A 22,430-nucleotide genomic window follows, 5' to 3' on the forward strand; every position below is an offset into this window, starting at 1 on the left:
TGGGGGGGGCGTGGGCTGCAGGGGGGGGGGGGGGTTGGGTGGGGGGGGGGGGGGCCACCCCCCCCCCCCCCCCACACCACCCCCCCCCCCCCCCCCCCCCCCCCCCCCCCCCCCCCTCTTCTGTCTTCTGTCCTCTGGCTGCCGGAGCCGGTCACCAGCCGCTGCAAGCCGCCGTCGAAGCGCCGGCGCCCCCTGCTCCCGGAGCAGGGGGCGGGTCACTCATCGGCACCCTGTCGCACAAGCCAGGTCGGCATAGGACGACTCCACGGGGTTGCAGTACGGCAGGTCGCTGATGGGGCGGTCGGTGCAGAACCGGCCGATCAGGTCCGACGCCTCCTGCATGCGTTCGACGGTGACCAGATGGTCGGCTTCCTTGATCGTCGTGAATCGTGCGGCGGGCATCGTCGCGGCCACCTCGCGGCCCATCTGAGGGGTGCACAAGGTGTCGTACTCTCCTGTGAACACCAGGGACGGCACCTCGGGAAGGGGCAGGGGCTCGTAGCAGCCGTGCGTCACGAGCCTCGTGTTGTGCTCGACCGCTTTCCTGAGTTCGTCCGGCGTCTGGTTCATGAACTGCCGGTGGAGCAGGCGTGCCACGGCCGCGTGCTTGCGGACCTGACCGGCAGCCGGGTTCGACATGAACAGCCGTACGAGTCCGTCCGCGGCCTCCGCGATCTCGCCACGCCCGAGCGCGCGCGACAGGCGCGGTACGGCGTCGGTGTAGATCTCGGGAAGACGCTTCGCCGCGCCGCAGAAGACGATGCGACAGACGAACTCGGGATAGAGCTGCGCGAAGCGGAGGCCGACGACTTCCCCGAAGCAGCCGCCGAACAGATTGACTTGCGGCACGCCGGTCTCCACCAGCATGTGCTTGACCGCGGCAGCTAGGAAGTCGAGGCCGTATGGGGCAGGCAGGAAGTCCGAGCTGCCGTAACCGGGAAGATCCACGGTGATCAACGTGCACAGTGGGGCCAGCCACTTCTCGTGCCGCTGCCATGAGTATCTGTCCTGGGACGAGCCTCCGAGCAACAGCAACGGCGCTGTCTGCGGGTCGCTTTGGTGGACGATGCGGCAGTCGTACGCGAAGCCCTCGAAAACGAGGCTCCGCTCCTCCGCCTGCTCCGGTGCTGGAGGAACAGGCTCGCGGCGACTCACGTGGGAGGAGTCCTGTGCGATGGCGACGGCAGTGCGCATGAGCGGCTCCGGGGTGGAGGGAACTGCATTGAACCCATCCAGAGTTACCAGAAAACCCGCCATCTGGATGTAATCACTGCTTTGTGGGCGATTCTGGCGAAACCGCCCACCGGTCGAACTCGGCCAGGGCAAGCCCGTGCTGCGGGCCGGTCGAGAGCTCCGTCGCTCGATTCCGCAGGGAGGCGCGTGGCCCGTAGGTGCTGTGCGAACCGGCCATGAAGAAGCCCCACCGGCGTAGACGCTGGTAGGGCTGGGTTTGCGCCCCCGGCAGGACTCGAACCTGCGGCCAAGCGCTCAGAAGGCGCCTTGCGTATCGAGTGCCACACCCCTGCCGGCAAGCTTCTCTTCTCCCGCTCGGCGCCTCATCGACCTTCCTTCGGTACGGATTCGACAGGCAGTGCAGGCGGGCTGGTCCTGCCGTCCCTGGACGACTCGACAACCGTCGGCGGAAAACACCCGAATGCCAATACGGCCGGGCCGGGCTGCCGTTCTGGCGTCCTGCCGTCGTTGAGCCAGGCGCCGAAGATGGGCCGCTACTGCGCCCTTCGCGACCCATCTCCTTCTGGCGGACCACGTTCTCACGCGGCACGGTGATCACTACAGGCGAATCCGGGGCCCGCCTGGACCGTGTACCCCCACCCGCCTCACCTCGCGTCCTGGAAGCGGTTCCGATCGAGGTCCGTCACTTCGACATGATGAAATCCAGGGCGAAACCGGGAGAAGTCGTCCAGTAGGTGACACGCTGACCGTCGTTGGCGTACAACGTGTCGACGGGCATGGGGACATCGATCGGCTTGCCCGCGCTGCTGCCGGGCTTACGACCCTGGAGGCTGAGGGTGATGCTCTTCGCCTCGTACTCATCCATGGCGCCGCTGACGAGCAGAGCGGCATATGCCTCCTCACCCGGAGCGAGGGTGACGGGCACCCCCGGGTTCGGGTCGCTCTCCTTGATCACGGGGGCCGTGGTCCGACCCGCACCAAGCCGCACGAGAGGGTAGCGGTAGAGGTTGCACTTCTTGTCGCCGGCGTTCTGGACGGTGAGCAGGAGGTGCCTGGCGTCCTTGCTGTCCGCGGGCTCCTTCACGGCGGACACCCCGAGGACCTCCTGGGAGCAGGCGGCGACGGTGCCCTTGTCGCCACTGCCGCCCGAGCGGTGCGTCACCGCGTCATTGGCCTTCCCGCTGATCGTCCGCGGCCCGGTGGCGGAGGCCTGTGCCGCCACACCACACCCAAGAGCCAGGACGAGACCCGCGGCTACGGCTACACGGCGGGCCGCAAGGGACTTCACGTTCATATCTGTTCCTTTTCTGATCGGTATGAGGTCGCGTGCCGGGCTGTCGCCGCCACACCACCCGTCTCCTCCTCGGACCGCGGTGGCGGGGGCGAAGGCGGTCGAGCGCCCTTTGAGCGTCCGCGCCCTGCACTCGGTTCCCAAAGAGACGGGTGTCCCAGTGGACGGGTGAGTCGGGAGGTCGTGGCGCTGCCGGGCGGTCGGCCGCTTCAGCCGGTGCGACAGCCATAGCCTCGGATGCCTCCTGGGCCTGGGACAACGGCTGCCCCCCAACCTGCAACGACGGGACGATCCCACCCCGGCCAACCTGCAGAGACAACGAAGCCTGGGATGCCTGTCTGGGATGGGCCCCCTGAGGTCGGCGGCCGGGCACCCGGTGGACTCGGCCCGCGCAGCGGTGGTGACCCCGGAGGGCGGAGGCGAACGGGCGGGGGCTGATCGCCTGCTACCAAGTCGTGTGCGTCGACGTCCCCGCCCCACCCCTCCAGGCCGGGCAGCTCACCGGCGGGAAGCGGTGATCCGATGCGGTGTGCGGACCCGGCCGGCGGCGGTGCGGAAGGCGGCGCCCAGGGCCGCGAATGAGGGTGGTCTCAAGGAGAGGGGATGGCGCAACCCTGGAACCATCCCAGCCGTATTGACGTGCAGGTACGGAGAGTGGCGCCTGGGATGCCGTCCCGGATCAGGACATGACGGCACAGGCCGACGGATGGATGCGAGTACGGACCATATGGATGCAATCCACGATGACGTAGCGGAGTTCGCGCTACTGCTGACGCGTCTGAAGGAGCGCACAGACCGCAGCTACGCGGCGCTGGCCCGCCGTCTGGGCATGAATGCCTCCACGCTGCACCGCTACTGCGCCGGTGAGGCGGTTCCCCTGGACTTCACCGGGATCGAGCGGTTCGCCGCACTCTGCGGAGCCTCCCCCGAGGAACGCGTGGAGTTGCACCGCCGGTGGATCCTGGCAGTCGCGGCACGGCAACGACCCCGCCCATCCGATGCCCGGCGGGCACCGACGCCCCACGACACCACGAGCACCGCGGCATCGGCCGCATCCGCCAGCCACGGCAGCCCGGCGGACGAGGCACCCGAGCCGACCTCACCGGCCGACCCGCGCCCGGGGCCGACCTCACCGGTCGACCCGCGCCCGGGGCCGACCTCACCGGCCGACCGGCGGCCCTACGCCGGGCGCCCCCGACGACGGCCCGTACGATCGATAGCACTGGCGGCCTCGCTCGCCATCGCGCTCGCCGGCCTCACCACATCCGCTGCCGGACCCCCCTCCGGTGGGGGTGAGTCGTCGGCCTCCGCCCGCACCACACCGACACCCTCAGCGCCGGCCACGCACAGCGGCGGCAGCCCGCAAGCCGCTGCCGAAACCCCCTCCGGGGGCGGTGAGTCGTCGGCCTCCGGCCGCACCACACCGACACCCTCAGCGCCGGCCACGCCCAACAGCGACGGCGGCCCGCAGAAGAACCGGGCGAGCGCCGGCGCGGTCCCGCCGCCGGCCCCGCTCACCTGGACGGCCAACTCCCAGCTCTGGCAGCTCGACTGCGACCATGACTATGTCATCGCCAAGCCACCGCAGCAGGTCCCACCGCCGCCGACCCCGGCGGACGCCGCGGTGTGGGCCGCGTCCCAGGGGGCGGTGCACGGGCGCACCACCAATCTGCGGATCTCGGTGCAGGGACGCGGCTCCGCCGCCGTCGTCCTGGAGGCACTGCATGTGCGGGTGGTCAACCGCACCACCCCCGCCGCCCGCCGGGGCATCGCCTACTCCATGTATGAAGGCTGCGGCGCCATCCTCGTCCCCCGCTACTTCTCCGTGAACCTCGACGCGCACCGACCCCTGGCCCGTTCGATGCCGGGCAACGACCCGGACAGACCGGCCCCCGCGATCGACTTCCCCTACCAGGTGTCCCTGCGGGAGCCGGAGGTCCTGCTGCTCTCCGCGCGCACCGAGTCCTGCACCTGCGACTGGTACCTCGACCTCGACTGGTCCTCACAGGGTCGAACCGGCACGATGCGCATCGACGACCACGGCCGCCCGTTCCGCACCACCAGCATCAAGGGGCTACCGCACTACTGGTACCGCAACCCCGGTGGCTGGGTCCCCATGACCACCACCTACGACAAGGCGGAAACCGGCGACTGACGAACCAACAGGCCGCACAGCCCGTCCGACACCAGGACCGGCGGGGGTGGGGGCCCGGGCGTCCCCGCAGTCAGCCCCGGAGTCTGCCTTGATCATCAAGAGGGCGCCCGGGGCTTCGCTGTGTCCAGCGTCACCCGCCCTGACCAGCAAAAAGCCCTCCCCAAGGGGAGGGCGGAGACTTGCGCCCCCGGCAGGACTCGAACCTGCGGCCAAGCGCTTAGAAGGCGCTTGAGCGGACCACCGGATGAGCAGGCCTGACCTGGCCGTTTCGGGGTGCTGAGTGTGGACGTTCGGCGACTTCGACACGCATTCGACCGATGAGAATAGGGACGCGCTGCGGCTACGCTCGCGCATCCCGGCTGCAGTTGATGTCAGCGGAACAACTCCGGCACTGGGCAGGCCTCCAACGGCTCCTCCGGCCGGTCGGCCCAGCTCCACCAGTCATGCCGACCGGCACATCTCCACAGCGTCCGGCAGGCCCGTCGGCCGTCGTCCTTCCGCTTGGACAGTACGAGGCCACCGGACTCCATGCGCTGGCCGCAATCAGGGCAGGCCAGGGCGTCGTTGGTCATGCGGCGCACACTAGTGCTGGTGACCGCATGGGTTCACCGGGTTGAGGTGGAGTCGCGTCTCGACACACCCGTGCCTGGCAGGATCTCCCGCATGTTCGAAGAGAAGCTGGACGCGCTGGCACAGATGATGGCCGAGCATATGGCCGCGCCGTTCCCTCCGGGCTTCCGCGGCCTTTCCATCGAAGGCCGGGACATGGTGCTGCTCGATGCGGACTCCTACGCCTACGCGGCCGTTGTCCTCGAAGGCCCGCTCGATGAGCAGCGTCGCGCTGGCTTGAGCAGGCTCACAGCAGCGTTCGAAAAGGTTCTTCCCGCGATCGGCGACGAGTACGGGGCCAAGTACTACACACACGTGCGCAATATGGCCGTGCTGGCGGCCGAAATCGAGACCTTGCGCGACAAGTAGACCTCCGACCGCCACGGCCACAAACTGGCGAACCTACGTGCTCACAGCGCTACCGGTTGATCGGGATCTCATAGACGATCTCGCAGTGTGCGGCGGGCACCACGATGTCTGCCGTCTCCACGGGCCGCCCCTGGTCGCTGTAGTACGTCCGTCGGATGTGCGTGACGAGCGCTGCCTTCTGGACGCCCAGTAGCGAAGCCTCCTCGGCGGTCGCCTGCCGAGGCTCCGGCTGTTCCACGGCGTGGCTGACGGTGACGCCGATCGCGGCCATGCGGTTCACGACACCCGCCCCGGCATGCGGCCCTCCCTCGGGCAGGACGACGAGAGTGCCGGCCGTGAGGTCGTACGGCTCCCAACTCGTTGACAGCTGCACGGGCCTGCCGTCCGCCAGGAACTCGTACGTCGTACGGACGCACAGCTCGCCCTCGGCGACGCCTAGACGCGCGGCGATCTCCGCCGGTGCCGGCACCTTGGCGTCGGTCCGGCTCTCCCAGTCCCCTTGCCTGCCGACGGCCTTCATGTCCGCTCGAAAGGGTGACCCGTTGGGCTGTTCGCGCGCCGAGGAACGGACCACCCGTACGCGCTGCCGGGGCTCGGCGACGTACGTGCCCGAACCGGCGCGGCCCTCCAGCACACCCTGGGAAATCAGCAGCTCCTGAGCCCGGCGGACCACGTTCTCGCCCACTCCGCACTCCTGGCCGATCTGGGCGCGGGACGGCAGACGGTCCCCGGGCTCCCACACGTGGTCCGCGATCCGCCGCCGAAGTTCGTCGGCGATGCGGAGATAGGGCGGCTGCTCAGGCATATGGAAAATCTAGTCCACTAGCTCTAATCTAGTTAACTAGCTTTACTCCACGTAATCGTCGGTGTCGGAGGCTGCCCTGTGCCCGCTTCGGGAGTTAGCGCGGCGGCCATCGCCGCCCGGCTGTCCGCCGTCGGGCTTGCCACGCGCGTGGAGGAGCACGACCGGTACACGTCGGTCGAGGCGGAGGTGCCGGAAGCGCTCTCCGTCGACTTATGGCGGGAGGTCCTGGAAGTGGTGGCCGAGGCCGATCGGTTCGGACTCCTCGCCACCAGCCTTAACGGCCGCACCCTCTGGGCGGTCGTACACAAAGCGGCCCCCACGACGGGCGATGTCGGGGGACCGAGCCATCAGCGATAGGAGCTGAGCAGCGTGCTCAACCGTATCCGCCGTGCCGTCTCGCTCACCAGAGCGCGGTACTTCCCCAAGGGCAGGCACCGCCGCCCCTTAACGCACTCCCGTCCGACGTCCGTCCCCGTCTTCCCTGCGTCCGCTGACGCGTCAACGGTCATCCTGAACCGGGCTGCCAGCACCGCGAACCACCGCCACCCGCTCGCTGGGGAGGAGAACGCGCTCGTCCGCCCGTAAGTGCTGGCGCGGGAGGGACGAGCACGGCAGCTGCGCGCGGTGGTCGTGGCTTCTCATCTGCCCACTGAAGCCTGGTCGACTCTGCTGTGGGTTCACTGATGCCCTCGCGGCGGCAGTCTCTTGGCCCGGACACCTCAGCCACCTCATACCGCTCGACTGCTTGTGAGATCGGCACACACCACGCCTGCGCGGAGGCCACCCCGGATTCGGCACCGGCCGACCTTCCCTTGATTTACGAGGCTTGCGACTGCCTGTGCCACTCGGCATCTGACCAGTGCAGGGCCGGAGCTGACGCAACCCAAAGCTCGGCATCCAGCGGCACGCCGGCTCTCACCGTCGAGGCCCTGGGTGGGGCCGGACGGCAAACCGTGCTATCTGAGCACCGACGCCCAAGGCGGCTACGTGTCCCGCCTGGCGGACCACATCGAGGCATTCCAACTCGGAATGGCGTCCCAACTGCTGGAGCACGCAGGTCAGGTACTCGACGCCGAGATCGAAGATCTGGAGGAGTTGCACCTCCTCGCCACCAAGCTGACCAGCGCATTGCGGGACGTGCTGCGTGTAGCGACCAGCCGCAGACACGGGCCGATCGCGCCTGGGCACCCTTGAGGAAGCTGAGCGGGAGCCGCGGGTAGTACAGCAGGGAGCCTCGGAGACGGTCCGGGGCTCCCTGCTTTCCTCCGGCGTGCAATTGACGCGCCTGCGGTAGGGCTGAGCTCAATGAACACCGCTGAGGCCGCAATGCCGTACTGGACGAACCGATGGAGGTGCTGCAAGAAGAGTTCGAGTTCCTCGCTGGAGAGCGGTTCGTCCTGTCGATCGTTTCGCACGCACTCACCCTACGGCTGAGTGCCAGGACCTCTTCGTCTCGGATCAGGTCAGGGAAAGATCCTGACCTGATCCCAATCGTGTTCGAGCAGGTCAAGTTGTTGGTGTCAGCCGGTATTGGCAGGCGCCTGGGAGGCACTGGGAGAAGATCTTCTCCGAGATTTCTCCCAGTGCTTGGCGCCGTGGCGTCCTATTCTCTCAACGGCACAGGAGCCTCGTGCGTTGCGGGAGGCCACCCCGTCACCCGACCGGTGGCCACTCTGAAAACGCTCCGTGAGTCCGGATCAGAGGGCGTCGATCTGCCATGCGATTACGCCGGTTGATCCCGTGGCGCCGTCGACATCAATGTGTACCGGCTCCTGTACGGTGATCCGCTGCTGGACCACTGACTGATCGCACGGCACCTTGGTTTTTGTTCCGGTGCTCGCCGGCGTGAATGTCAGCTGTGCGCTGCCACTGCCGACGCACACCAGGGCGAGCTTGTAGGTCTTGCCCTTGCTCAGGTTCGGCTCGGTGTGGATGCCGTCGGTCACCCGCTCCGAGCCGGCCTCGACCATCTTCCCGTTGTGGACGGTGGCAAGGGCCGCTTGCGCTTGGTCGGTGAGCTTCTTCTCGGACGACACGGTTGCTGTCTGAGACTCGTTCGACGCAGGCGACGAGGGAGCTTTGGAGGCTTTTCCGTCACCGCTGCCGGACGTGCACGAGGTGAGCAGGATTACCGACGCCGCCGCGGCGCATCCGGCGAGCCAGGCGCGTGGCCTCGAATAGATCATGACGAGGTTTCCCAGTACTTCCAGCCGACCTCGGACGTGGGCAGCGTGGCCGACCCATGAGCGATCTCTACGCCGTCACAACTCCTACCACCGACGGAACGGTACCGCTTCCAGGTCACCTTGTACCCATATGAGCCGTACTGCAGATGGCCGTACTTGTTCCGGCTGATCTTATGGGAGTAGTTGTGGCCGACGGCGACAGCGACACTGCCACTGATCTTGAAGCTGACGGTGGTCTTGGCTTTCGCAAGGATCGCCCCGGCCGACCACTCCCCGCTGGCTGAGAATTCGGCACCAATGGTCCCAGTCTTGGTCACGGATACGGACATGGTGCCGCCCGGACCGTCCTTGTACTTGGTGCCGTTCCACCAGGAAGGCACGTGGTAGGGCTTCTTCGAGGTGATCGTGTACCACGTGGATGGCGTGTCACACAAGGATGGCGCATCCTCAGGGAGGGACTGGTCGGGACCGTCCTCCCAGTCCTGTCTATCGTTGATGTCCGTCGTTTGGTCAGCAGCTATCTCAGTGCTGCCCGACGGCGTCTCTTCGGCAGTTGCGGCACCGGAAGTAACAAAGCAGAAAAGCAAAGCAGTGGCAGTGCTGGTCATAGCGCGCCGCGAGCCGATGCCCATGTGACACCTTTCTGATGACCGCCCCCGTGGCGATCGACCACATGGACACTACGGGGAGGGCATGTACGCGACAACTGCAAGATCGAGATCCTGAGGAGGATTTGAGGGTTCGATGTGCGCAAGGCGATCACGTCCATCAGGCCTGACACCCTCACAGCTATGTCGGCCTGAAAGCTACCCTCCCCCACACGCTTTCCAACTGTGTTGGTGGGGTGGGTGAGGGCATTCAGAGGCGTTCACCTGCGTTCATGGGCGGTTGGCCGCTGGAGACAGGACGGCGCCGAGTCTCTCCTGAACGCCAGTGAACGGGGCTGAATGAGACGGAAACTGAGACGGGCCGGGCGGGCAGCGCGCCTGACGTCTAGTCGTTTGTGGATGGCCGCCGAGCGGTGACCGCGATCGTTGAGGTTGCTGTACCTGCCTGTTGTACGGCTTGGGTGGCTCGTCGTGCGCGGGCGAGGTTGTTGCGGCTTTGCAGGGTGTCGGGGTGGGTGTCGCCCAGCACCTGCTCGCGCTGGGCGAGGGTGGCCTCAAACAGGGGGATGGCCCGTCCCAGGTTTCCGGCCTCCTGGTAGGCGCCGGCGAGGTTGTTGCGGCTTTTCAGGGTGTTGGGGTGGGTGTCGCCCAGGACCTGCTCGCGCTGGGCGAGGGTGGCTTCGTGCAGGAGGATGGCCCGTCCCAGGTTTCCGGCCGCCTCGTAGGCGTAGGCGAGGTTGTTGCGGCTGGTGAGGGTGTTGGGGTGGGTGTCACCCAGGATCTCCTCGTGCTGGGCGAGGGTGGCCTCAAACAGGGGGATGGCCCGTCCCAGGTTTCCGGCCTCCTGGTAGGCGCTGGCGAGGTTGTTGCGGCTGGTGAGGGTGTTGGGGTGGGTGTCACCCAGGATCTCCTCGTGCTGGGCGAGGGTGGCCTCAAACAGGGGGATGGTGCGGGCGGTATGGCCTTGCTGGTGGAGTCGGTCACCGTGCGCTGGGTAGTCGCGGGGAAGCCCTGGCGTGAGCCCTTCGACACCGTCGCGCTTGCCGAAGGCTTCCGCTCCGAACTCATCCGGGCCACGGGAAAGGGCGAGGCGTTCGTCATCGACACCGGCCTTCCGGTGTCCCACCGCTCAAAGTCGGCTGCCATGACCTGGTACAAGTTCGCCGTCGAGTACGTGGACGCCCGTTGGCCTCAACTCGGCGGCAACAGCCGTAAGAACCTCGCTAAGACCCTGACGGCGACCACTATCGCGCTGCTGCGGGCCGAGCCCACCCAGTTCGCACCTGCCGCCGTGCGTACCGCTCTTCGTGAGTGGGCGTTCAACACGAACCGGCGCCCCGACGCGCCCCGAGACGTGGCGACCATCCTCAGATGGGTTGAGCGGAACTCCCTTCCCGTCTCGGCCTGGGAGGATCCGGAGAAGGTGGACCAGGTCCTGCGCGCCATAGACACCCGCCTCGACGGCAAGCAGGCGGCGGCCTGGTCCCGGAAGCGCAACCGGCGGATCCTCAACGTCGCCATGAAGTACGCCATCCGGCGGCGCCTCTTGCGGGCCAACCCCCTCCCCAAGGGCAAGGAGTCGACGGGCGCCACGAAGACCACGAACGCCGTGGACAAGCGGTCCTTGCTGAATCCCGAGCAGGCGGCGGCGATCCTCGACTGGATACGGCGCCGGCCGCGCGGTGGTGAGCGGCTCCATGCCTTCTTCGCCACGCTGTACTACTGCGGCCTGCGGCCCGAGGAAGCCGTAGCCATGCGTGTGGAGGATGTGACGCTGCCCGAGCCCGGCGCCCGCGATCAGTGGTGCGAGTTGCTGATCCACACGGCGACTCCGGAGGTCGGGAAGCAGTGGACCGACACGGGGGAGATCCACGAGCAACGCGACCTGAAGGGCCGTGCGGAGGGTGAGACGCGCACTGTGCCGGGGCATCCAGCCCTGACGCGCATCCTGCGGCAGCACATCGCGGACGAACAGCTCCAGCCGGGTGATCTGCTGTTTCAGGGCGAGTCGGGCGGCATCCTCGCCGGTTCCGTCATCCGTCGGGCGTGGCGCAACGCCCGTAAGGCCGTGCTGCCCCCGCACGTCTTCGAGTCGCCCACCGGGCGGCGCGTGTACGACACCCGGAACACGCGCCTGACGAAGTGGCTCAACGACGGCATCCCGCCCGCTCAGGTGGCCGAGTGGGCTGGGAACAGCGTGGGCGTGCTCCTGGCGACCTACGCCCGGTGCATCGAGGGCCAGCTGCCCGACCTGAAGAGGCGGCTTGAAGCTGCCGGAGATCTTCCCGAGCAGCCGTTCGTCGGCTGATCCCTCGGCCCAGAACTTCGACACGTATTCGACACGGCCACCCGCGAAAACCCGGTGACAGCCGGACAGCCCCGGAGTCTGCCCTTGATCATCAAGAGGGCGTCCGGGGCTTCGCTGTGTCCAGCCTCACCCGCCCTGACCAGCAAAAAGCCCTCCCCAAGGGGAGGGCGGAGACTTGCGCCCCCGGCAGGACTCGAACCTGCGGCCAAGCGCTTAGAAGGCGCCTGCTCTATCCACTGAGCTACGGGGGCCGGGTGTGGTGGCCTCGTACGTGGTGGCCGGGTGTGGGCCGATCCGTGACGTTGCCGGGGACAAGGATAGGGCTCCCGGATCCGTGTCCCTGCTGCTTCGCCTCCGTGGCTCAATGTGGAGGTTCGGTGAAGCGGTCCTGATAATCGCAGGCAGGTACGAATCGTGCACCGCTTTTGGCGTCTGGCGCCCCGGGTGTTGTCCACTCGTTATGCCTGCGCTGCGACCTTGCCCCAGTCGTCCCTTCTGTCCCCTGTTTCGACCTCCGATTCGCCCCCTCTTTCGCCACCTGCTCCGCCTACCGGTTCCAGTCGGCGCGCTGGCATGCCTATATGCTTCAGAATTCCCCTAAAATTGGGCATTCTTCGCATGTGGTGACCTTGGACGTAAGGCCTCAGCTGCTCGACGCACTCTCCGCCCTGCGCGACCGTGTCGCCGCCGCACGCTTCCCGCTGCCCCTGGCGGGGGCCCCACGCGCGCGTGCCAACCGCGACGAACTGCTCGCCCAGCTCGACGACTACCTGGTGCCCCGGTTGAAGGAGCCCGAAGCGCCTTTGCTGGCCGTCGTGGGCGGATCCACCGGCGCCGGCAAGTCGACGCTCGTCAACTCCCTCGTCGGCCGCCGTGTCAGCGAGGCGGGCGTGCTGCGGCCCACGACACGGACCCCGGTACTGGTGTGCCACCCGGAGGATCAGCACTGGTTCAGCGGCATGCGTGTCCTGCCCGACCTCACGCGTGTGTGGGTGCCCCACCAGGACGCGGGCGAGGCGCTGCTGCTCCCGGGCGAGGACCCCTCGCGCGTGCTGCGGATCGAGACCGTCGACACCCTCCCGCCAGGCGTGGCCCTCCTCGACGCCCCCGACATCGACTCCCTCGTCGCCGACAACCGCGTCCTTGCCGCTGAACTGCTCTGCGCGGCCGACATCTGGATCATGGTCACCACGGCCGCCCGCTACGCCGACGCCGTGCCCTGGCACCTCCTGCGCACCGCCAAGGAGTACGACGTCACCCTCGTGACCGTCCTCGACCGCGTGCCCCACCAGGTCGTCTCCGAGGTCTCCCGGCAGTACGGCGCCCTGCTCACCAAGGCCGGACTCGGCGACGTACCACGCTTCACCGTGCCGGAACTGCCCGAGTCGGCCTGGGGCGCGGGGCTGCTTCCGGCCACCGCCGTGGCCTCCCTGCGCACCTGGCTCGTCCACCACGCCCAGGACCCCACGGCCCGCCACCACGCCATGGCCCGTACGGCCCACGGCGTCCTCAACTCCCTCAAGGCCCGCATGCCCGAGCTGGCCAGCGCCGCCGCCGCCCAGTACGCGGCCGCCCTGCGGCTCACCGCCGCCGTCGACACGGCGTACGACAGCGAGTACGCGCGCGTGCGGGCACGGTTGCAGAACGGTGCCGTGCTCGCCGGTGACGCCCTCAAGCGCTGGCGCGCCTTCCCCCTGGACTGCACCGCAGGCGAACTCCTCGACGCGCTCGTGGAAAGCCTGGCCACCCTCCTGCTGTGCGCCGTCACCGCAGCCGACGAGCGTGTCGACGACGCCTGGCGCCGCGAGCCGGCGGCCGCCGCCCCGGGACTGGTGGACCGCGCCCCGTCGCAGGAGAGCGCCGAGCACCGCATCGGGATGGCCGTACGACGGTGGCGGCGTGAGCTGGAGGAGTACGCCGAGGACGAGGTGCGTCATCTCGACCGCAGCGTCGCGCCCGATCCCGAGATGGTCACCGCGCTCGTCGCCACCGCGCTGCTGGGCGGCCGCCGTGCGCGCTCCACCGGCGAGGGGCTCGCCCAGCGCATCGGCGCGCACGGCGCGCTGCGCCTGAGGGACCGGGGCGGACGGCTGCTCGGCGAGCACCTGGACCGGGTGATCCACGCCGAACGCGAACGCCGCCTCGCCCCGCTGGACGGACTCGACGTCCACGCGGAGCCCCAGGCCGAACTCATCGCCGCGCTGTCCGTACTGCAGAAGGAGAGGTGAGCGGTGACCGCCGTCGCCGACCAGAACCACGCCGACCAGGACCACGCCGACCAGAACCACACGGGCCCCACAGATCACGAAGGGGACAGAGAGCACGCCGACACCGCCGCTCCCGCCGACACCTCTGCCTCCCCGGATCCCGACGATCACGACAGCCGTGCCGAAGAGCGCGACGCACCCGGGGGAGAGTCCTCGAGCGACGAGAAGCCCCCGCACGCGCGCGTGCGGGGCGACAGCGACGGTGCGCGTCGTAAAAGGCTCTGGGGCCGTACGGGCTCCGCGAAGCGTACGGACGCCGACGACTCCGGCTCCGCCAGTCCCGAGGGCGCTGTCGGTCGTACGGACGCCGATGGTCTTACGGACGCCGACGGTCGTACGGACTCCACCGGCGCCTGGGACGACGGGCTGATCGCGCGGCGGGTCAGCAAGAGCGCCGGTGTGCAGCAGGCCGCGGCGGCTGCTGCCGTGGAGCCACGGGCGAGCGACCGGCAGGAGACGGCGGCGCTCGCGTACGACGGGTACCTGCGGACGCGGTTGGAAGCGCTGCGTGAACTGGTGGGGCTGTCGCGGACCCGGCTGGACAGCAGGACGCTCGCGGAGGCGGGCCGGGTCCTGGACGAGGCGGCCGCGCGGCGCAGGCTCTCCGGGCAGCACACCGTCGTCGCCCTCGCGGGAGCGACCGGAAGTGGCAAGTCGCAGCTCTTCAACGCGCTCGCCGGGGTGACGATCTCGGAGACGGGCGTACGGCGGCCGACGACCGCGGCGCCCATCGTGTGCAGCTGGAGCGACGGCGCGGCGAGCCTCATCGACCGCCTCGGCATCCCGGGCCGGCTGCGCCGCCGCCCGGTGCAGAGCCCGGAGGCGGAGGCGCAGCTGCGTGGGCTCGTCCTGATCGACCTCCCCGACCACGACTCGGCGGCCGTGCAACACCGCGAGCACGTGGACCGCATCCTGGCGCTGGTGGACGCGGTCATCTGGGTCGTCGACCCGGAGAAGTACGCCGACGCCATCCTCCACGAGCGCTACCTGCGGCCCATGGCCGGGCACGCCGAGGTCATGTTCGTCGTCCTCAACCAGATCGACCGACTGCCCGGCGAAGCCACGGAACTGGTCCTCGACGATCTGCGGCGGCTGCTCGACGAGGACGGGATCCCCCTGGGGGAGCACGGCGAACCCGGCGCGACGGTGCTCGCGCTGTCCGCGCTCACAGGGGACGGCCTGGGGGAACTCCGTGAGGCACTGGGACAGTTCGTGGCGGAGCGCGGTGCTCCGGTGCGCCGGCTCTCGGCCGACGTGGACGCCGCCGCGTGGCGGCTGCGGCCCGTCTACGTCACCGGGCGGCGTACGGGGCTCAGCGAGGAGGCCCGGGACGAGTTCGCCGCGCGCCTGGCGGACGCGGTGGGTGCCACCGCGGCGGGCGAGGCGGCCGAGCGGGCGTGGCTGCGCAACGCCAACCGCGCGTGTGGGACGCCGTGGCTGCGGTTGTGGCGCTGGTACAACGACCTGCGCGAGCCCGCCACGGGCCGGATGTTGTCGCGGGGCCTGGACGACGAGGAGGCCACGGCGCGTCAGCGCGTCGAGCAGGCGGTACGTACGGTGGCCGACCGGGCCTCGGCGGGGCTGCCGGTGCCGTGGGCCCAGGCGGTGCGTGAGGCGGCCGTACGCGGCTCCCAGGGGCTGCCCGAGGCGCTGGACGAGCTGGCGGCGCGGGCCGGGCTGCCGCCGGGGCGTCCACCGCGGCCTGGTTGGTGGCCGGTGGCGGTCCTGGCCCAGGCGTCGATGACGCTGCTCCAGGTGGTCGGCGGGTTGTGGCTCGTCGGGCAGATCGTCGGGGTCATGTCGCCGAACCTGGGCGTTCCGGTGCTGCTCATGGTGTCCGGCATCGTCGGCGGGCCGCTCGTCGAGTGGAGCTGCCGGATGGCGGCGCGCGGCCCGGCTCGACGGTACGGCCAGGACGCGGAGCGGCGCCTGAGGGAGGCGGCGGCGGGGTGCGGCCGGGCCCGGGTACTGGATCCGGTGGCCGCGGAGCTGTTGCGGTACCGGGAGGTACGGGAGCAGTACGTGAAGGTCACGGGGGTGGAGGCGGCGACTGGGGCGAGGTGAGTCGGCGGGGCAGGGGGCCTCGCGGCCCTGAGCGGCTGGGGTGATCCCCGACGAGGTCGGTGGGGGTTCACTCGTTCAGGTGGCGGACTTTTCCACAGGTGGGCGGTGGTCCACAGCGCTCAGCGGGCTCGGCTCGGCGGAGGCAGTCTGACTGCAGCCGTACGGGACGGGCCCGTACGCGTTTCCGCCCGGTCCGAACGTCCGGGCAGGGGAGGGGTTCGTGATGAACGAGACGATGGTCTGCGCCGTGGGCAATGTGGCGACGCGTCCGGTGTACCGGGAGTTGGCGGCGGGGCCGTCGGCGAGGTTCCGGCTGGCGGTGACCGCGCGTTACTGGGACCGGGAGAAGAGCATGTGGACCGACGGCCACACCAACTTCTTCACGGTGTGGGCCAATCGCCAGCTCGCCACGCACCTGATGGCCTCGCTGGATGTCGGGCATCCCGTCATCGTGCAGGGCAGGTTGAAGGTGCGCACGGATACGCGTGAGGGGCAGAACCGGACCTCGGCCGACATCGAGGCGGTGGCCATCGGCCACGATCTCACCCGGGGCACATCGGCCTTCCGTCGAGCGAACAGGCCGGAGACGCAGACGAACACCCCGTCACAGCCCGAGCCCAACTGGGAGACTGCACCGGGAGGTTCTGCGCCCTTGGCGCAACCCGCGGCTGAACCCGCCCCAGACCCTGTACCAGTGACGTGATGTCAGAAACCGCCCGGAGCTGACCGAACTGCGGCTTATCGATGAACGCGCACGTCACAAGGCGGTTGATTTGTCGATAAGCCCTGCTCGCAGGCGGACTTGGGGATAACGATTCCGAGTCGGATCGGTTATCGGACGAGATCATCGGGAGGTCGCGGTTCGCCGCGTCCCTAGGATGCCCGACAGAGCACATGAGGCTCTTGAGGCTTGTGATTCTGCTGGTGGGGCCCCACACCCACGCCAACGCGTCCTGCGCGAAAGGGAATTCTGTTGTTTGCTTCGCTCTCTGCGCTGTCCGCGCCGTCCGCGCACGGGCGAGGGGCGGCTCGCCTCGCCGCCGCGACGCTCGTGTCCGGACTCCTCGCCGTCGGCGTGCTGGCCGGCGCGGGTCCGGCCGCCGCCGACGAGACGACGCAGACCCAGGGCGGGGCGACCGCCACCATAGGCGGCCTGAAGACGTACGGCACCGCAGTGATCCAAGGCGTCGGCGGGGGGCAGGAGGTCTCGGCGGGCCTGTTCGAGATGTCCGTCGAGGGCGGCGGCACCCTCCAGACGTACTGCGTCGACCTCCACACGCCCACGCAGCGGGACGCCAAGTACCACGAGACGCCGTGGAGCGGCACCTCGTTGGGCACCAACAAGGACGCCGGCAAGATCAGTTGGATCCTGCAGCACTCCTACCCCCAGGTGAACGACCTCGCCTCGCTCGCGGGGAAGGCGGGCATCGGCGGCGGCCTCAGCGAACAGGACGCGGCGGCCGGGACCCAGGTGGCCATCTGGCGGTACTCGGACGGCGCGGACGTGGACGCCCTCGACCCGCAGGCGGAGCAACTCGCCGACTACCTCTTCAAGAGCGCCCGTGCCGTTACGGAGCCCAAGGCGTCACTCACCCTCGACCCGCCCGCCGTCTCCGGCCGCCCCGGCGAACTGCTGGGCCCGGTGACGGTGCACACCAGCGCCGAGGACGTCACCGTCACACCCCCGGCGGACGCGGCCCTCAGCGGTGTACGGATCGTCGGCAAGGACGGCAAGACCCTCACCTCCGCGACCAACGGCAGCCAACTCTTCTTCGACGTACCCGCCGAAGCGGCGGCGACCGGCTCGTCCGCCCTGACCGTCCAGGCCTCGACCACCGTCCCGGTGGGCCGCGCCCTCACCTCTGACAGCCGCAGCCAGACCCAGATCCTGGCCGGCTCCAGCGAGTCCACGGTCTCGGCCACGGCCAACGCCACCTGGGCGACGGAGGGCGCGGTCCCGGCCCTCTCCGCGACGAAGAACTGCGCCGAGGGCGCCGTCGACATCACCGCGACCAACCGGGGCGACGAGCCCTTCACCTTCGACCTGATGGGCCTCGAACACACCATCCCCGCAGGTGAGTCCAAGACGGTGACGATCCCCCTCCAGGAAGACCAGGCCTACGACTTCACCATCAACGGCCCCGGCGGCTTCGCCCAACGCTTCACCGGCATCCTCGACTGCAAGACCCAGACCGCCACGACAGGCACCACCATCCAGACCCTCAGCGAGCCCAGCCCCGCGACCGTGGGCGGCACGGCCCCCGACACCGACCTCGCCGCGACGGGCAGCTCCACCGCGACCCCGCTGATCGCGGGCACGGCCATCGCCCTGGTCGTGATCGGCGGTGCGGCGCTGGTCCTGCTCCGCCACAGGCAGGACCCGCCGCAGAGCTGACGCCACGACGAAGCCCGGCCTCCGGTGGACGGACCCGGGGGCCGGGCTTCACGTCTCTCACCCTGCGCGGCGCCCGTTTCCGACCGAGCTGGCCGGGGCCGTGGTCACCGCAGCGGTCCTGGTGTCGCGCGATGGTTCTTCCAGCACAACGGCACCGGCACCCTGACCATCAGGAACTTCCAGGTCACCGACTTCGGCAAGCTCTACCGCTCGTGCGGCAACTGCGAGACGCGGTACACACGCCACGGAGTGGGCAGCAACGTGCGGGCGCCGAGCCCACCGAACTGGGCACCGGCCCGGACGTCACGTACTGCCGCTACAGCTCCTCAGACATCAGCCACCGGTGATCCACGCCTCTCCGCTCCCACGGCCCGCAACCTCAGCGAAGTAGGGCCAGCCGTCGACTTCGACGTCCCGTTCCGACGGCCGGAGCGCCAAGGCAGGCGCCGCGGTGTCCAGCAGGCGGCGGGCTGTGCCCGGCTCGTACAGGTTGAGATGGGCGCGGTCCGGAAGGCGTACCACGGTGCCCGACTCGAAGTAGCAGTTCGAAACGACGCCAGTCGGGCTCGGCGCGAAGACCAGGGACATACGCCGCCCAGCACCCCTCCCGGCTCCGTCCGTGAAGAAGGAGAGCGCCACACGGCAGTCGGCGTAGGAGGGCCGGACCCGCTGCCGGACGGTCCAGTACCAGACGTCCTGCTCCACGACGAGACGACGGACGCGCCGATCGTTCTTCACGGGACCACCCTGGAACGCTGATCCTGAGCCCGGTTCGCCGAGCGGAGTTTGTCGTAACCCACGAAGTCAAAGATGCGGACGCCCAGCCGCAGCGGCACGGGCCGACCGCCGAAGCGATGCACTCCCACAGCTTGGAGCTGCTCTCCACCACTGATCCACTCGCGATCGAAGCCCCGCTCTTCGAACCACTCACAGATCAACGGCACACGGTCAGGATCCTTGCGGTTCCTGGTCCAGACGATTCGCCCGCCGCTTTTGCACAACTGCGTGCACGCGTCGATCGTGCGCTCGATGTCCGGGTCCGCGATATTGCCGAACACACCGCAGACCAGCACGATGTCGGCCGGCGCCATCCCCTCGTAGTGATCGAGCAGAGCGGCGTCTGCGGCAACGACTTCGACCTCGTCCAGCCCGGCCGACCGGGCGGCCTCAGCGGCCAAGGCAACGTTCTCCGGATCCAGCTCCACGAGACGGGCGCGCACGTCCCGACGACGCGGATGACCAGGCAGCACACCCAACAGGTCGCGCCCCTGACCGGCACAGATGCTCACCACCCGCACAGGCCCAGGCGGACAGTCGTCCAAGGCCAGCCGAACACGCTCCTGCACCATCAACAGCCGACGAGCAAGCGGCGATTCGGGACTGTCATACCGGTCGTGCCACTTGTGCCAGTCCATGCGCGGGACCTTACGAGAACCCACGGGTACCGCTCCAGCCGATATTCGTAGCGGGGCGAGGAGCTGGCTGGGCGATCGAACAGGGTGACGGCACCTGAGGCCCAAGCGGCGTCCCAAGCCGTGTGCCTCACCTACGCGCCGGCCTCGATGGATGACAGGGGAATGCGCAGGACGCGGTGCAGTCGGGCGGAGGTCTCGATGTCGAGGCCCAAGCTCGCGTGGCGCAGGGATCCGCTGTGTCGGCCGATGAGGGCCAGGTCATGGAGCTGACGGTGCAACTCAGCGGCGAGAACCTCGTCAGGGTCGTCGGCGTAGCTGTCATCCGTGTTCAAGCGCTCGTCCACAGCCTCGACAGCGCGGCTACTCACCACCGAGGCCAGATCACTTGTTCCGAACAGGTATGCGGCAGCGGTGTAGAGCACTGCGGCCGCCGCCGGCTCGTCGGCGTCACCGGGGCCATCCTGTCCGTCGTTGTGGCAGTAGTCGCTCAGGAGGTACTCGCCCATCCCGTGCTTGATCTCTCCGAACGCCGTTTGATTGCCCAACGCGGCTTCCCAGAGCGCATTGAGCAACGGTCGAAGGCCGAGGGTGTACTCCGCCTGCTCATCGGCCGACAGAGCCTCATGATCCCGCATCAGACGCTCCGCCACACCCACGGCGAACACAACGCGCTCGTCCGGGGACGCATGGGCCAACCGGCTTACCAGCTCGGCTTCCAATTCCTGCCAGGTCGCCATCCGTGCCCACCCCAGTCATGACTCTGATCACCTTGCGATGACCCTAGCCGCACCGTCGCCAAGAGCATCGCGGTGGATGGAGGAAAGAACAGCACCGATGTCGCCCCTCAACGACCAGCTGCGGCTCTGCGCAGCTACGTCATCGGGTCGGCGCAGGCCCTCCTGGATGAACCCGCGGAGTGCCCTCAGGGCGTCTTCGCCCAGGTCCAAGGGGTGGGAAGGGAGGGCGTACGGCTCTACTGCCTGGAAGCACGGCAGTCGGGCCGTCTGTCCGACCGGGTATTGAAGAGGTACGTCCAACGGCTCCGTGAAGCCTTCCCGCACGACGATCCGCCCCGCAAAGCACCGTCTGTGCGCGACGTGACCAGCTGGATCACCCGCCACCCCGAGCGCCTCGACGACGACCGGGCCCAGCAGCTCAAACAGATTCTCGCCCGCTGCCCCGCCCTCGACCGAACTGCCGAACACGTCCGCGCCTTCGCCGAGTTGATGAACGACCGTCGGGGCCAGGACTTCGGTCAGTGGATGGAGGGCGTGCAGGCTGACGACGTGCGCGCCCTGCACGGCTTCGTCAATGGCCTCGGCCAGGGCCTCGACGCCGTCGTCGCCGGGCTCAGCCTCCGCTACAGCTCCGGCGCCGTCGAAGGCCACAACAACAAGATCAAGATGATTTAAGCGGCAGATGTTCGGCCGAGCCGACTTCGACCTGCTCCGCAAGCGGGTCCTCCTCGCGGCGTGAGGCCGTTCATGATCGCGCTTGTGGTGACCCTCCGTGGCCCCGGCACTGAAAGTGATCCAGAACCACGATTCACGCGTCGCTGACAGTCCAGGTCGTTCGTACAGTGGCGCGCTCCACCTGGACGCCATGGACCACGCCCGCTCCACATGCGTGTGGGTCGACGGCGAACGGGAGGGGAGCTGGGGTGAGTGGTGGGCTGGGCAGGGGTGAGTTCGCTGGCATCCACGGGCGCCATCAACCTCCCCGCATCAGCGCTCACAGCAGGACTGATGTCACAGGCACGCGGACCGGCTCAGGCGGAGGCCGGAGTGCGGGACAGGGCGGTTCGCAGCGCGAAGGCGCCGAGCAGGCCGCCTGCCGTGAACCGCTGGGCGGTCATGGCGCGGGGCCGGGCGGCCAGAAATCCCGACACCCGTGCTGCGCCCAGCATGATCAGAGCGTTCACGGAGATCCCCACGATGATCTGCACACCACCGAGCTGGAGCAGTTGCCCCCAGGCCGGACCTGCCTGCAGGTCCAGGAACTGGGGCAGCAGGGCGGCATACATAAGAGCGATCTTGGGGTTGAGCAGGTTGGTCAGCAGCCCCATCGAGAACAGGCGGGCGTCGGAGACCGGGGGCAGGTCCTGGGTCGGGGCGAAGGGCGAGCGGCCGCCGGGCTTGAGCATGCCCCAGGCGAGGTAGGCCAAGTAGGCGGCCCCGGCAAGCTTGACCACCGTGAACGCCACCGGCACGGCGGCGAACAACGCGGACAGGCCCGCAGCAGCGGCCAGCAGGTAGCACACGAATCCCACGGCGGTCCCGCTGAGGCTAATCAGGCCCGCCCTGCGGCCTTGGGTGATCGCGCGGGAGGCAAGGTGGATCATGTTCGGTCCCGGAGTCAGGGCCATGCCCAGTTCGACCAGGGCCACTCCTCCGACTGCGGTCAGAGTGATCACCGGTCAACCTCCTGGTCGTTCGTCGGGCACCTGATACGGATCGGGTCGCCCAGTTGCAACGGACGGCTACGAAGCAGCGCTTGTCTCGCCCGCTGCAGAATACGGCCCTGCCGCTCGGTATCTTTATGCACCCCCGGCCCCGTTCCTGACGCGCCGGCGACATCGAGTGCTGAGCCCGCAGCTGAAGCGACGCTGACAGCTCGGATGCCGGCAACGCCGCCTCAGGCGGCCGAACGGAGCCGCAACGCCCGAGGGGCCACCACATCCCGCCGGAGAGCGCGGCAGGCAGGCGCCCCCTACGTGCCCGATGGAGCGGCCCGGAGCGGGGAACAACGGGGAGTCTCGGTGAGC

Annotated in this window: 21 protein-coding genes, 2 tRNA genes and 1 pseudogene; 11 read left to right on the plus strand and 13 right to left on the minus strand. The window is 68.9% G+C overall.

Features of this window, described 5'->3' with window-relative positions:
• Positions 1–219: 219 nt before the first annotated feature.
• Both AC067M_RS36985 and AC067M_RS36990 read right to left on the minus strand, forming a co-directional pair.
• Complete coding sequence (locus AC067M_RS36985; RefSeq protein ID WP_478701407.1) at positions 220–1,326, minus strand: alpha/beta fold hydrolase; 1,107 nt, start codon at positions 1,324–1,326, stop codon at positions 220–222.
• A 550-nt stretch (positions 1,327–1,876) separates the two neighbouring features.
• Positions 1,877–2,488: a DUF4232 domain-containing protein gene (locus tag AC067M_RS36990; protein WP_478701408.1), complete on the minus strand. Its 612-nt coding sequence runs from the start codon at positions 2,486–2,488 to the stop codon at positions 1,877–1,879.
• Positions 2,489–3,212: 724 nt separating this feature from the next.
• Between AC067M_RS36990 and AC067M_RS36995 the strand changes: the two genes are divergently transcribed.
• Complete coding sequence (locus tag AC067M_RS36995; RefSeq protein WP_478701409.1) at positions 3,213–4,640, plus strand: helix-turn-helix domain-containing protein; 1,428 nt, start codon at positions 3,213–3,215, stop codon at positions 4,638–4,640.
• A gap of 182 nt (positions 4,641–4,822) precedes the next feature.
• Here the strand turns inward: AC067M_RS36995 and AC067M_RS37000 are convergent.
• Both AC067M_RS37000 and AC067M_RS37005 read right to left on the minus strand, forming a co-directional pair.
• Positions 4,823–4,917: transfer RNA gene (locus AC067M_RS37000), tRNA-OTHER, on the minus strand.
• A gap of 94 nt (positions 4,918–5,011) precedes the next feature.
• Positions 5,012–5,212, minus strand: a complete 201-nt coding sequence (locus AC067M_RS37005) for a dehydrogenase (protein WP_478701410.1) — start codon at positions 5,210–5,212, stop codon at positions 5,012–5,014.
• A gap of 91 nt (positions 5,213–5,303) precedes the next feature.
• Between AC067M_RS37005 and AC067M_RS37010 the strand changes: the two genes are divergently transcribed.
• Positions 5,304–5,618, plus strand: a complete 315-nt coding sequence (locus AC067M_RS37010; RefSeq protein ID WP_478701411.1) for a hypothetical protein — start codon at positions 5,304–5,306, stop codon at positions 5,616–5,618.
• 49 nt (positions 5,619–5,667) lie between these two features.
• Here the strand turns inward: AC067M_RS37010 and AC067M_RS37015 are convergent, their stop codons facing one another.
• Positions 5,668–6,423, minus strand: a complete 756-nt coding sequence (locus tag AC067M_RS37015; RefSeq protein WP_478701412.1) for a GntR family transcriptional regulator — start codon at positions 6,421–6,423, stop codon at positions 5,668–5,670.
• 78 nt (positions 6,424–6,501) lie between these two features.
• Here AC067M_RS37015 and AC067M_RS37020 point away from each other — a divergent pair, with 78 nt between their 5' ends.
• A complete protein-coding gene (locus AC067M_RS37020) occupies positions 6,502–6,780 on the plus strand; it encodes a hypothetical protein (RefSeq protein ID WP_478701413.1) in 279 nt (92 codons plus the stop codon).
• 516 nt (positions 6,781–7,296) lie between these two features.
• Complete coding sequence (locus AC067M_RS37025) at positions 7,297–7,617, plus strand: hypothetical protein (RefSeq protein ID WP_478701493.1); 321 nt, start codon at positions 7,297–7,299, stop codon at positions 7,615–7,617.
• Between the two features lie 503 nt (positions 7,618–8,120).
• Here the strand turns inward: AC067M_RS37025 and AC067M_RS37030 are convergent.
• The 3 genes from AC067M_RS37030 to AC067M_RS37040 all read right to left on the minus strand — a co-directional run bounded on the left by AC067M_RS37030 (position 8,121) and on the right by AC067M_RS37040 (position 10,343).
• Positions 8,121–8,609: a hypothetical protein gene (locus AC067M_RS37030; protein WP_478701414.1), complete on the minus strand. Its 489-nt coding sequence runs from the start codon at positions 8,607–8,609 to the stop codon at positions 8,121–8,123.
• Positions 8,606–9,241, minus strand: a complete 636-nt coding sequence (locus tag AC067M_RS37035) for a hypothetical protein (RefSeq protein WP_478701415.1) — start codon at positions 9,239–9,241, stop codon at positions 8,606–8,608. Before AC067M_RS37035 ends, AC067M_RS37030 begins: the two co-directional genes overlap by 4 nt.
• Before the next feature lie 361 nt (positions 9,242–9,602).
• Positions 9,603–10,343: a tetratricopeptide repeat protein gene (locus tag AC067M_RS37040; protein ID WP_478701416.1), complete on the minus strand. Its 741-nt coding sequence runs from the start codon at positions 10,341–10,343 to the stop codon at positions 9,603–9,605.
• A gap of 18 nt (positions 10,344–10,361) precedes the next feature.
• On the opposite strand from AC067M_RS37040, the gene AC067M_RS37045 reads away from it, so the two are divergent.
• Positions 10,362–11,525, plus strand: coding sequence for a tyrosine-type recombinase/integrase (locus AC067M_RS37045; protein ID WP_478701417.1), 1,164 nt, complete (start codon positions 10,362–10,364; stop codon positions 11,523–11,525).
• A gap of 178 nt (positions 11,526–11,703) precedes the next feature.
• On the opposite strand, the gene AC067M_RS37050 is transcribed toward AC067M_RS37045, so the two are convergent.
• Positions 11,704–11,776 (minus strand) — tRNA-Arg (locus AC067M_RS37050).
• Between the two features lie 369 nt (positions 11,777–12,145).
• On the opposite strand from AC067M_RS37050, the gene AC067M_RS37055 reads away from it, so the two are divergent.
• From AC067M_RS37055 to AC067M_RS37075, 5 genes and pseudogenes are all read left to right on the plus strand, one after another.
• The gene (locus tag AC067M_RS37055) at positions 12,146–13,753 is read left to right on the plus strand and encodes a dynamin family protein (RefSeq protein ID WP_478701418.1); all 1,608 of its coding nucleotides are present in this window, start codon (positions 12,146–12,148) and stop codon (positions 13,751–13,753) included.
• Between the two features lie 3 nt (positions 13,754–13,756).
• Entirely contained in the window at positions 13,757–15,856 is a 2,100-nt protein-coding gene (locus tag AC067M_RS37060) for a YfjP family GTPase (RefSeq protein ID WP_478701419.1), read from the plus strand.
• 223 nt (positions 15,857–16,079) lie between these two features.
• The gene (locus AC067M_RS37065) at positions 16,080–16,559 is read left to right on the plus strand and encodes a single-stranded DNA-binding protein (protein ID WP_478701494.1); all 480 of its coding nucleotides are present in this window, start codon (positions 16,080–16,082) and stop codon (positions 16,557–16,559) included.
• A gap of 270 nt (positions 16,560–16,829) precedes the next feature.
• Positions 16,830–18,251, plus strand: coding sequence for a Cys-Gln thioester bond-forming surface protein (locus AC067M_RS37070; protein WP_478701420.1), 1,422 nt, complete (start codon positions 16,830–16,832; stop codon positions 18,249–18,251).
• 138 nt (positions 18,252–18,389) lie between these two features.
• Positions 18,390–18,598, plus strand: a pseudogene (locus AC067M_RS37075) (pectate lyase); the annotation flags it as partial.
• Here AC067M_RS37075 and AC067M_RS37080 read toward each other — a convergent pair.
• From AC067M_RS37080 to AC067M_RS37090, 3 genes are all read right to left on the minus strand, one after another.
• Positions 18,585–18,989, minus strand: a complete 405-nt coding sequence (locus AC067M_RS37080) for a hypothetical protein (RefSeq protein ID WP_478701421.1) — start codon at positions 18,987–18,989, stop codon at positions 18,585–18,587. The pseudogene AC067M_RS37075 and the gene AC067M_RS37080 overlap by 14 nt on opposite strands.
• Positions 18,986–19,666: a class I SAM-dependent methyltransferase gene (locus tag AC067M_RS37085; protein WP_478701422.1), complete on the minus strand. Its 681-nt coding sequence runs from the start codon at positions 19,664–19,666 to the stop codon at positions 18,986–18,988. Before AC067M_RS37085 ends, AC067M_RS37080 begins: the two co-directional genes overlap by 4 nt.
• 131 nt (positions 19,667–19,797) lie before the next feature.
• Positions 19,798–20,403 (minus strand): hypothetical protein, encoded by a 606-nt coding sequence (locus tag AC067M_RS37090; RefSeq protein WP_478701423.1) that lies wholly within the window; start codon positions 20,401–20,403, stop codon positions 19,798–19,800.
• Between the two features lie 72 nt (positions 20,404–20,475).
• Here AC067M_RS37090 and AC067M_RS37095 point away from each other — a divergent pair, with 72 nt between their 5' ends.
• Positions 20,476–21,078, plus strand: a complete 603-nt coding sequence (locus AC067M_RS37095; protein ID WP_478701424.1) for a transposase — start codon at positions 20,476–20,478, stop codon at positions 21,076–21,078.
• A 356-nt stretch (positions 21,079–21,434) separates the two neighbouring features.
• On the opposite strand, the gene AC067M_RS37100 is transcribed toward AC067M_RS37095, so the two are convergent.
• Complete coding sequence (locus tag AC067M_RS37100) at positions 21,435–22,079, minus strand: LysE family translocator (protein ID WP_478701425.1); 645 nt, start codon at positions 22,077–22,079, stop codon at positions 21,435–21,437.
• Between the last annotated feature and the right edge of the window lie 351 nt (positions 22,080–22,430).

The organism is Streptomyces sp. NPDC043427, from assembly GCF_056436655.1.

What these genes read in the sequence shown, in the direction of transcription:
- AC067M_RS36990 (WP_478701408.1), bottom strand. Translation starts at nt 2,488, where the DNA reads ATGAACGTGAAGTCCCTTGCGGCCCGCCGTGTAGCCGTAGCCGCGGGT.
- AC067M_RS36995 (WP_478701409.1), top strand. Translation starts at nt 3,213, where the DNA reads ATGGATGCAATCCACGATGACGTAGCGGAGTTCGCGCTACTGCTGACG.
- AC067M_RS37005 (WP_478701410.1), bottom strand. Translation starts at nt 5,212, where the DNA reads ATGACCAACGACGCCCTGGCCTGCCCTGATTGCGGCCAGCGCATGGAG.
- AC067M_RS37010 (WP_478701411.1), top strand. Translation starts at nt 5,304, where the DNA reads ATGTTCGAAGAGAAGCTGGACGCGCTGGCACAGATGATGGCCGAGCAT.
- AC067M_RS37015 (WP_478701412.1), bottom strand. Translation starts at nt 6,423, where the DNA reads ATGCCTGAGCAGCCGCCCTATCTCCGCATCGCCGACGAACTTCGGCGG.
- AC067M_RS37030 (WP_478701414.1), bottom strand. Translation starts at nt 8,609, where the DNA reads ATGATCTATTCGAGGCCACGCGCCTGGCTCGCCGGATGCGCCGCGGCG.
- AC067M_RS37035 (WP_478701415.1), bottom strand. Translation starts at nt 9,241, where the DNA reads ATGGGCATCGGCTCGCGGCGCGCTATGACCAGCACTGCCACTGCTTTG.
- AC067M_RS37045 (WP_478701417.1), top strand. Translation starts at nt 10,362, where the DNA reads ATGACCTGGTACAAGTTCGCCGTCGAGTACGTGGACGCCCGTTGGCCT.
- AC067M_RS37065 (WP_478701494.1), top strand. Translation starts at nt 16,080, where the DNA reads ATGAACGAGACGATGGTCTGCGCCGTGGGCAATGTGGCGACGCGTCCG.
- AC067M_RS37085 (WP_478701422.1), bottom strand. Translation starts at nt 19,666, where the DNA reads ATGGACTGGCACAAGTGGCACGACCGGTATGACAGTCCCGAATCGCCG.
- AC067M_RS37090 (WP_478701423.1), bottom strand. Translation starts at nt 20,403, where the DNA reads ATGGCGACCTGGCAGGAATTGGAAGCCGAGCTGGTAAGCCGGTTGGCC.